Source organism: Streptomyces sp. NPDC057638, from assembly GCF_042800315.1.
Classification (GTDB): domain Bacteria; phylum Actinomycetota; class Actinomycetes; order Streptomycetales; family Streptomycetaceae; genus Streptomyces.
In genome coordinates this window covers 1-9117 of the sequence record NZ_JBHVHF010000308.1, presented here as the reverse complement: position 1 = coordinate 9117, position 9117 = coordinate 1, and the positions used below count along the sequence as shown (strand labels likewise).

Below are 9117 nucleotides of genomic sequence, written 5' to 3'. Positions count from 1 at the left end.
GGACAGACCTCACCAGAGGTCTGTCCACCCCGCCCGGAGGCGCTGTTCCCAGACGGACGGCCCCCGCGCGACCGATGGCCGGGCGGACGGCGCTACTTTCGAAACACGCCCTAGCTCCGCTCCATCGCCTCCACGAGGCTCCGGGGCCGCATATCGGTCCAGTTCGCCTCGACGTGGTCGAGCGCCGACTGCCGGTCGGTCTCGGACAGGGCGACCGTCCAGCCCGCGGGTACGTCGGCGAAGGCCGGCCAAAGGGAGTGCTGGCCCTCGTCGTTGACCAGCACGAGGTAGGTGCCGTCCGGATCCTCAAACGGATTGGTGCTCATCGTTGTCCCTTCGTGGGTGGTGTGCGTCGGCCGGCTCGACAGCCCGGTTCCGGGCCTGGGCGGCACCACGGGGTCACATGGGCCGCCAGGGGCTGTCTGACGGATCTTGCTGGGTTCGCCGGCCTGATCTACCGGACAGGCCCTGGGCCGGAACCGGAGAGGGATCTCCGGCCCAGGGCCCGGGGTGTTCGCCGTGCCTACGACGTCCTCGCCGACGGCCGCTGCCGCAGCAGCGCCACGCCCAGCGGTGTCAGCGAGTGCAGGGCCGTGTTGCGCTTGCGTGCCGTGGTGACCAGTCCCGCCTTGCGCAGCACTGTGGCGTGCTTGCTGGCGCCGGCCAGGGAGATGTTCAGCCGTTGCGAGAGCTCGCCTGTGGTGCAACTCTCCGAGAGCGTTTGGAGCGCGGCGGCACGCGTGTGTCCGACCAAGGCACTGAGAGCCTGCTCGCCACCCCCGCGGTGACACCAGAACTCCGACTCCGTCGCCGAGTCCACGGGCACGGAGAACACCAGGACGGGAACCCCGAGCTCCTGGACGTTGTCCAGGACCATGCAGGCCTTGCCGGCCATGAACAGCGACGGACTGAGCACGAGTCCCCGTCCGTTGAGATACACATCGCGGTCGGGCTCCCCCGCCACCTCCAGGACCGGAGGCTTCCAGTTCAGCTTCGGGTGGAGGTTGTCCAGCAGGGCGTGCATGCCGTTGGCGATACCGATCCGGCCGTAGGCATCGCGTACCGACGCCATGTGACCGCGCATCTGCCGCCAGTGCGGCAACACGGCCACCTGACAGAACTCGAACAGGGTCGTCTGCACCCGCTGACGAGCCCGTTCATCGCCCCCCGCCTCGGGGCTGGCGCCCGAGTGCAGCCTGAGCAGCGGCAGCAGTTCGTCGGCGCTGTACCGGTCGGCGAGCTGCTCGATCTCGGCGACCCGGGTACCGAGCTGCTCGCGGACGCCTTTGCGCCAGAGGTGGAAGGTGGCGTTCCCCTGCCTGCCGAACTGCTCCAGTGCGAAGGCGCTTTCGACGACAGGACCCAGAGTGGAGATCATGCTTAAACGCGCGAGATCGTCAACCGTGAAGTGAATCCTCAAATCTTCGCCCCCCCCAACATGTCACTGCTGGTGGGCCCGCACCTTGGCGCACAAGTGAGCGTCGGGCCACGGCACGTGTCCGACGTTCGAAGTGCGCGGGAAACAGTCTCGACACGCCACACTGTGGCCACGTCCCAGACCGAGCCGACCCCACCAGCGTTCCCAGTTGACCCTACGCGGCAAAACGATAAAGCGGTGGTTGAGGATCGCAAGGTGTAACGATGATCACGTCGTGTCGACGTTGACAAGCGCTTGACCGCATCGGCAGAGTAGATGAATTTTGGCCGCTGAGCGAGGGGTGTGATCGCGTCATCCGGCAGCGGAAGACGCGCTCACCGCCGCGTTCAGAGACCGTGCCGGTGGGTGGTCCAGTCCCCGCGGACCACCGGGCGCTCCCGGTGCCTGTCGCCCGAAATGGCTGTCCAGGAAGGGGGCGAGGGGCTGTTCCGGGACCTTCGCGCCGCGCGTGGACGGCGATGCGTGGTCCAGGCTTCGTCAGTGATTCCCGTCGCGGCTCGCCCGCACAAGTGGAACGCGCAGAACGACGCGTTCCAGGCTCCCCGCGGCTGAGAACCATGGAAGGCGGTGCCCGGCCACGCGGATGCGGACCCCGGCGGCCGGTCCTGGAAGGGTGCTGTCGTCAGGTCGATCCGCGAGGCCCGCGGACTGGTCCTTGAACGACAAGGCAACTTCCTTGAGGGCCTGTGCGCGCCGCACATAGCCTCCCGGCAATCACAGGGTGCTACTCCCCGTCGTGGCCGACTCGTCCCGATCGACGTCGCGCCGCCCTTCCCCCTGACGCGGGAGGCGGGCGCGCGTACCGGCGCGCGCCACGACCGCCCTGACCGCTCGCGGCGACGATGTGGAGACTGACTCATGCTGCCCAACGCGTTAGAGAAAGCCGTCTACGGCGTGTACGCGACGACCGCGGTGCATCTGGCGGCCAAGCACGGTGTCTTCGGGTTCCTCCTCGACCAGGGGGCACCGGTACCCACCGGCAAGATCGCGGTCGCGCTGGAGCTCGACGAGGAGACGCTCGACCGGCTGCTGCTGGTGCTCGCCTCCTTCGGCGTCATCGAGCGGAACGAGCACGGTGCCTACCAGGTCCCCGTGGAGCTGGCGCCCTTCCTCGACCCCAGGAGCCCCCGCTCTGTCGGCGGCTTCCTCAGCCATGTGATGAACAGTACCCTCGGCCGCCTGCCCCAGCTGGATGGCTATCTGACGGCCGGGAAGCCGTCCGTGGACGCCTCCCTGCCCGCCCCGTTCGACGTCATGTACAAGACTCCGAAGCTCACCGAGGAGTTCGTGGCGGCCATGTGGCAGCTCACCTATGACGTCTCCCGTGAGCTGGTGCCCATGGCCGGGCTGGCGGGGGTCCGGCATGTCCTGGACGTCGGCGGCGCGAGCGGGCCGTTCTGCGTGGCCGCGCTGGAGGCGACCCCCGGCCTGAGTGCCACGGTGTTCGAACTGCCCGAGGTCGGCCCGTATGTGGCCGACACCGTCGAGCGATACGACCTGCGAGGCAGGCTGGACTTCGCCGCGGGGGACTTCCACCGCGATGAGTTCCCGCCGACCGAGTGCGTCGCGTTCGGCTACATCCTCTCCGGCTGGACCGACGAGATCGGCCTGGAGCTGCTGCGCAAGGCGTATCGCGCGTGTGCCGACGGCGGTCGGGTCCTCGTCATGGACCGCCTGTTCGACGACGATCGCGGCGGGCCCCTGCCCACGGCCGTGATGAACCTGTCGATGCATGTCGAGGCGGAGGGCAGGCACCGGACCGCGGCGGAGTTCATCGGCCTGTTGGAGAGCGCGGGGTTCGCCGACTGCGAGGTGCGCCGGTCCACTCAGGACAAGCACCTGGTCATCGGTTTCAAGAGATGAGACGTCATGCCACGGGTCGGCGACGGCCCGTGGTCCTGAGCGCTGTGCTGGAGGACAGATGGAGACCGTACCGGCGTCCTTGCAACTCTCGGGTCGATGCGACGAGGTCGCACAGCTTCAGGAGAAGGGGGGACGGGAGGCACTGACCCAGGTCGAGCGCGATCTGCTGGCCGAGCTCTACGAGGAGGCGTACGCGGACCAGGGAGCCGGGAGTGAGGTGATGCGGCTCCTCACCCGGCCGTTGAGCAGGGAGCCCATCCCCGAGTACTACCGCTACGCCAATCTGCACGTCTACTCGTGGTTCCTCGACCTGCACCCGACCGAGCCCGTCGCCGGGGCCCTGCTGGCGCTGGAGGCGACCCTCGCCGACTTGGACGCGGTCGAGCGCCGTGCCGCTCCCCGGCTGACCGAGGCCGACCACACCGAGGAGCGACTGCGCAGACTGGACGCCCTGCGGGAGTGGATCGGGCGACTGGAGGTGGAGACCGGCAGCCCGAGGACGGCGGCCGAACTCTTCGCACGGGCGCGTGAGGACAGTCTGGCCCGCTGGCAGACCTTCGTCCTGACCCGCTGCTCCGGGTTCCTCATCTCGAACGACCACCACGAGCATCTCTTCCTGCGGGCGGTGCAATCGTGTGAACTGGCCTTCTACCTGATCCGCTACTTCACGGTGCGGGCGAAGATGTCCATCGGGCGCGCCGATGGCCAGGCGCACGCGCTGATGACGCAACTGGCCCACTACGCGGAACTGCCCAACCACATCTTCCATGTGCTGCGCACCCTCACCCCCGACTTGTTCCTGGCGTTCCGCGACGCCACCGGGGAGGCCAGCGCCGTCCAGTCGCTGAACTACCACATGATGGAGCTGGTGCTGTACGGCTATGACGCGCGCAAGGGCGAGACGTACACGAAGTTCGAGCACCTGCACGAGCTGACCGTGCCGCCCCTGCGTTCGGTGCGCTCGCTGCGCGACGCGGTGCTCGAGGCGGACGATCCGGAGTTGACCGAGGCGCTCGACGAGGCGGAGCGTACGTTACTGACCTGGCGCGGCAGGCACTACGGATTCGGCCGCCGCTATCTGCCCGGAGTGGCGGGGTCGGGTGGCACCGAAGGCGCGGGATACCTGAAGCGGTTCATCCGCAAGGACAACCTGGTTCCTGAACCCGTGACCACCGCGCCCGGACTCGATCTGCTGGGTTTCGCGTTCCGCTGAGCACCGGTCGTGCCACCGTCGGTCGCTGAGTCGCTCTGTAGTTCTGTCTCCTGCGCTCGGGGGCTCGGGGGCTCGGGGGCTCGCGGCTCGGGGCTTCGGGCTCTGGGCTTGGGGCCGCCCGGCGCCGCGGGGCGGCCGGCGGCGGGGCCGGCCGCGGTGGGCGGGGTGGGTGACGAGCGTGTGCGGGGGAGGCGGGCGGAGTCGCGCGCCGGACCGTCGCGCTCGGTCGCACGCCGCGGGCCCGGCGCGCGGGACGGGAGAGCGCGCCGGACGCGGGAACGGGGCGCCATGCTCTTCGGCGACGACCGGCCGCACTGTTCGACGGTGCGGCGGGAGCCGCGTGTCGCGGGTTTAGCCCGCCGCTGGGATGACGGCGGAGTTCGATGACGCGGGGAGGTGTGATTGGTTTGGCCCGACCTCATTCCGCCCTTCTGGACAGAGGGAATTCCCGTATGCGCTGTGGATGAGCCGGGGTCGAGGAGATGTGATAGGTGAGCGGTGGCGGAATGCGATTCTCTGCTGCCCTGGCGGAATGGCGATGAAGATTTCATCGGGGTCCGGGGCTTTTCTTGTCAAGAGGCATGGGGCGTACGTCAGTAAAGAGAAGGCGAACCGGTCGCCCGGTCGAAGGCGGTGTCGCTCCCCGGGGATGGCGCGCTGGGATGCGGAGGGAGCGGTACCGAGTCGCACCTGGGTGGGACGCCCCTGCGTGGAGATGCGTCGGCGCGCGGTGAGAGGGCCGTGGCTCACCGTCCCCGCGGGGGATTCGGACCGCCGGACATCGTCGCGTGCGGCGTCCGCGATTCCCGGGCGCGGGTGTGCCGGTTTCGCCGGTCTTCAACAGTGGTGCGGAGAAGCGCTGTTCATCTGCCGTCGCGCGAGAATCCCCTGGCGGGCCCCGTGGCCGAAGGTCCCCTCGGGTGCGGGAAGCCATCGCCTCGCGTGTTCTGTCACCGTCGCGTGAGTGGGTGCGGTGATCGGGCGCGGAATCCGCCCGATCGCCTGTGCCGGGCGACGGGACGCGAGGGCGCCGGTCAGCGGAATGGAAAGGATGTCATTTCGGCCGGTGCCGATATCCGGGAATTCCTGGGGGCGGTGCGCATGGTTTCCCTGCATGTGCCGCCGTCGGGGCGGACTCCTGCTGGGCTTTGCTGATTGATGTCGTGATCCGCATGAAGCGGCGGAACGCGCTGTGGTCTCGGGTAGGCTGCGCGGCATGACTCATTCTGCGTGGCGCGCCACACCCGCTGACTGGTCGATCCGCTTAGATTCGGTGTCCAAAGTGTACGGTTCGACGAAGAGCCCCGTGCAGGCGCTGGATGCGGTGAGCATCGAGCTGCGTCGCGGCACCTTCACTGCCGTAATGGGACCTTCCGGTTCCGGTAAGAGCACCTTCCTCAACTGCGCGGCCGGCTTGGACCAGCCGACCTCGGGTTCGGTCTGGCTGGGTGAGATGGAGTTGTCGCGTCTCAACCAGGTCGAGCTGACCGAGGTGCGTCGTGAGCGGATCGGCTTTATCTTCCAGGCCTACAACCTGCTGGGCTCACTGACCGTCGAGGAGAATGTCACCCTGCCGCTGCGGCTCGCCGACCGGAAGACCGACCACGAGTTCCTGCGTCAGGTCCTCACCGCCGTGGGTCTCGGTGAGCATCTGAAGCGTCGGCCGAGTGAACTCTCCGGCGGTCAGCAGCAACGGGTCGCGATCGCGCGCGCGCTGATAACCCATCCGGATGTGGTGGTCGCGGACGAGCCGACCGGCGCACTGGACTCCCGGTCCAGTAAGCAGGTCCTCGAACTGCTCCGGCACATCGTGGACTCGATGGGGCAGACGGTGCTGATGGTCACCCACGACCCGGTCGCCGCCTCGCACGCGGACTCGGTGGTGTTCCTGGCCGACGGCAAGCTGGCGGGTGAGCTGCAACGGCCCACCCCGGATCAGGTCGCCTCGCGCATGACGCACCTGGGTGAGTGGTGATCCGGGCCATCCGGCGGCTGATCCGCCTGGTGGTGCCGTACCGCAAGGACCTGTCGCTGGCGTGGAGCACGATCAAGGGGCGCAAGGGCGGATTCGTCGGCTCCTTCGTCGCTATCGCGGCGGGCTCGACGGTGATCACCGCCTGCGGGATCCTGCTGCTGTCCGGACTCGGCACCGGCGTGACGCCCGAGCGCTACTCGGGCGCCACGGTGGTCGTCGGTGGCGAACAGTCGTTCTGGCTGGATGAGACCGCTGAGGTCCGCTACAGCGAACGCGTCACGCTGCCCGCCGACAAGGTCGCCGCCGTCGCCGCCGTACCGGGGGTCGAGTCCGCCATCGGCGATGTCAACGTCGAGGTCAGTGTGGTGAACTCGGACGGCGACGAGGTGGGCGGCCCCGACGGCTTCCCGGTGTTCGGACACGGCTGGTCCGCCGCCGCGCTGGGTCCGTTCACGGTGCGCGAGGGCCGCGTGCCCGCCAAGGCCGACGAGGTCGTGCTCGACGGTGACCTCGCCAAGCGCGCCGATGTGTCGCCCGGCTCGACGCTCCGGCTCGTGGTCGGTTCGGTCGCGTCGTCCTATCGCGTGGTGGGCATCGCCGCCGCACCCGGGGACGGGCTGAAACGCCAGTCCGCGGTGTTCTTCACCGATGACCAGGCGACCAAGCTGTTCGGCCGTCCGGACCGGGTGGACGCCATCGGTGTGCGCGCCGAGCCCGGTGTCCCGGCGGGTCAGCTGGCCAAGAGGATCAAGGCCGATGTGCCGGACGTGGTGGTCCACACCGGCGCCGAACGCGGCGACATGGAGTTCCTGGACGTGGGCGACGCCCGCAGCCTGGTGGTCGAGACATCGGCGTCGTTCGGCGGCACCATGGTGCTGATCGTGGTGTTCGTGGTGGCGAGCACCCTGGCGCTGTCGGTACAGCAGCGCCGGCGTGAACTGGCCCTGCTGCGCGCCATCGGCGCGACGCCCAAACAGATCCACTGGATGATCGGCGCCGAGATGACGCTGGTGTCGGTGGCGGGCGCCCTCGTCGGCGCGATCCCCGGTGTCGCCCTGGCGTTCCTGATGCGTGGCGTGTTCATCCTGGCGGGCGCGATGCCCGCGGACTTCGAGATGAGCGTGGGGTTCATCCCCTTCCTCGCCTCGCTGGTGCTGTGTGTGACCAGCGCCCGGCTCGGCGGCTGGATGGTCGCGCGACGGGTAGCCAAGACCAATCCGGTCGAGGCGCTCGGGGACGCCGCGGTCGAGCCCAAGAAGCTCGGCTGGGTCCGGCTGACCATCGGCGTCCTGCTCATCCCGCTCGGGCTGCTGCTGACCCTGGGCAATCCGCTGGTGGTGCCCGGCGACTCGGCCGCCGACACCGCGGCGAGCGCCGTCCTGCTGTTCGTGGTGTCGGTCGGCTGTCTCGGACCCGTACTGCTCCGGGGTGCCATCGTCCTGTTCGGCCCGCGCCTCAACCGGCAGTCCAAGGCCCATGGGTTCCTCGCCCAGGCCAATGCGCGGGCCCATGTGCGACGGCTCAGCACGGCCGCCACACCACTGGCCATGGGCGTGACCCTGGCCGCCGTACAGGTCTTCGGCGCCTCCACGACGATCGCGGCCTCGGAGGACCAGTTGGAGGGGGGACTGCGGGCCGACCATGTGCTGACCGCGTCGTCAGGCTCCGGTGTCTCCCCGGAGGTCGTGGACGCCGTACGCGAGGTGCCGGGGGTCGGGGTGGTGACGCCCGTGGCGCGGATGCAGGTGCTGCTGACGTTCCCGTCCGAGGACAGCACGGCGACCAAGGTCTTCGCCGCCCAGGGCGTGGCGCCCGAACGGCTCTCCGAGAACATGGACCTCAAGGTGATCGAGGGCGACCTCGCGGAACTCCGCGGCGAGGCGGTGGCACTGAGCCGGGTCGTCGCCGAGACCGTACGGACGGACCGAGGGAAGAAGATCGACCTGCGGCTCGGTGACGGCACGGTGATCAAGCCTCGGGTCGTGGCGATCTACGAGAACGGTCTGGGTTTCGGGGATGTCACCCTGCCCAACGACCTCGTCGTCGCGCACACCACCTCGCAGGTCGACAGCGCGGTGCTGGTCAAGGCCGCGGACGGGACCGACCGGGGGAAGTTCGCGGGTGCGCTGCGCGACGCCGTCGAGCGTTACCCGACCGTCGAGGTGGGCGACCGGGGGGCGTTCTCGCTCGCGCCCGGACCCGGTGGCTCGGGCGACTGGGCGCTCAACCTCCTCTTCCAGACCCTGCTGCTGGGCTATATCGCCATCGCCGTGGTGAACACCCTGGTGATGGCGACGGCGGCGAGGGTCCGGGAGTTCGCCATGCTCCAGCTCATCGGCGCGAGCCGGGACCATGTCCGCTCGATGATGAACGGCGAGGCCCGGATCGTGGTCTTCTCGGCGCTGCTGTTCGGTCTGCTGGCGACGATCCCACCGCTGGTCGGGATGAGTCAGGCGCTGACGAGGTCATCCGTGCCCAGCGTCTCCCCGCTCGGTCTCCTCGCGATCGTGGCGCTCACCGTCGCGCTCTCCTGGGGCGCGATCACCATGGCCACCCGGTTCGCCCTGCGGCCCAGGCCGATCGACGCGATCGGCGGGCGCGAGTGAGGTGCCCGACGCGTCGCTGACG

General features: G+C 69.1%; 6 protein-coding genes. 4 read left to right on the top strand and 2 right to left on the bottom strand.

Annotated features, from left to right (window positions below; translation table 11 throughout):
- Nucleotides 1-110 precede the first annotated feature (110 nt).
- Both ACFVIM_RS29160 and ACFVIM_RS29155 read right to left on the bottom strand, forming a co-directional pair.
- Nucleotides 111-326 carry an MbtH family protein gene (locus ACFVIM_RS29160; protein ID WP_384307454.1) on the bottom strand — a complete coding sequence of 72 codons (216 nt, stop codon included), beginning with the start codon at nt 324-326 and terminating at the stop codon, nt 111-113.
- Nucleotides 327-523: 197 nt separating this feature from the next.
- A complete protein-coding gene (locus ACFVIM_RS29155) occupies nt 524-1378 on the bottom strand; it encodes an ArsR/SmtB family transcription factor (RefSeq protein WP_384307452.1) in 855 nt (284 codons plus the stop codon).
- A gap of 918 nt (nt 1379-2296) precedes the next feature.
- Between ACFVIM_RS29155 and ACFVIM_RS29150 the strand changes: the two genes are divergently transcribed.
- The 4 genes from ACFVIM_RS29150 (at nt 2297) to ACFVIM_RS29135 (ending at nt 9095) form a co-directional block, all read left to right on the top strand.
- Entirely contained in the window at nt 2297-3301 is a 1005-nt protein-coding gene (locus tag ACFVIM_RS29150) for a methyltransferase (RefSeq protein ID WP_384307449.1), read from the top strand.
- Between the two features lie 58 nt (nt 3302-3359).
- Entirely contained in the window at nt 3360-4514 is a 1155-nt protein-coding gene (locus ACFVIM_RS29145; RefSeq protein WP_384307447.1) for a tryptophan 2,3-dioxygenase family protein, read from the top strand.
- A 1216-nt stretch (nt 4515-5730) separates the two neighbouring features.
- Nucleotides 5731-6489 (top strand): ABC transporter ATP-binding protein, encoded by a 759-nt coding sequence (locus ACFVIM_RS29140; protein WP_384307444.1) that lies wholly within the window; start codon nt 5731-5733, stop codon nt 6487-6489.
- A complete protein-coding gene (locus tag ACFVIM_RS29135) occupies nt 6486-9095 on the top strand; it encodes an FtsX-like permease family protein (RefSeq protein WP_384307441.1) in 2610 nt (869 codons plus the stop codon). Before ACFVIM_RS29140 ends, ACFVIM_RS29135 begins: the two co-directional genes overlap by 4 nt.
- Nucleotides 9096-9117 lie beyond the last annotated feature (22 nt).